Raw genomic sequence first — 762 nt, forward strand, 5'->3', positions numbered from 1 at the left:
CCGCGGAGGCGGGCAGCGGCGCGGTGCCGCTGGGAACGGGCTTGACCTGCTTGGCTACCGGCCGGTCCGTCGGACGTGGCACCGGAGGGTGGGTGCTCTGGGGCCCAGCGGCCGAACCGGCGCGTCCGGTGCCGGAGCCGCGGCCGGCGTCGTTGGCCGGGATGTTTTTCGGCTTGATGATCGGCAGCATTCCCGCCTGCGGAGTCATGGGTGACATGGATTCCTGGTCTGGGTCCTTGTCCTGCAATCCCTCTCCGTTCTGCGTCTCCGCCACCGCCGGGCGGCGCTCGTTGATCCCGGGTTAAATCCTTGCACACCTCGCCGGGAGGGCGCCGGGATGGTGCCGAGGCGCGCGTCACGTCTCGCGGATTTCACCGCTGACGACGTCGATGCTGAACTCCCGCGTGCGGCTCGCCACCGGGGCACCGCCGGAAGGTTCGTCCGCCGGGACCGCGGTGCAGGAGAAGGAAACGGTCAGGCCTCCGGCCGCGACGTCGGCGCGCGTCACCGTGCGGACAGGATGGAGGTAGCTGGCTTCTCCGCCGGGGCCCAAATCCTGGGGCGGGAAGTCGGCGGCGTTGTCGAACCCGCCGGCCAGCCGCACCCTCAGGTGCTGCGGTCCCAGCATCTTTGCCCGCCCGGCAAAGACCAGCACATCCCCGGCGCGGTGGCCGGGCTCCGGTCCGCCCCCGGCCGGGCTGCGGACCTCCTCCAGCACCATGTCGAAGCGCAGCGGGTAGTCCTTGGGCACCGGCAGCGGCC

General features: G+C 71.9%; 2 pseudogenes. Both read right to left on the reverse strand.

Going from position 1 to position 762, the window contains the following annotated elements:
• A pseudogene (locus AC5RUJ_RS17590) lies at window positions 1-217 on the reverse strand (hypothetical protein); the annotation flags it as partial.
• Between the two features lie 138 nt (window positions 218-355).
• A pseudogene (locus tag AC5RUJ_RS17595) lies at window positions 356-762 on the reverse strand (hypothetical protein); the annotation flags it as partial.

It is taken from the genome of Arthrobacter sp. Y3223164 (assembly GCF_059091005.1).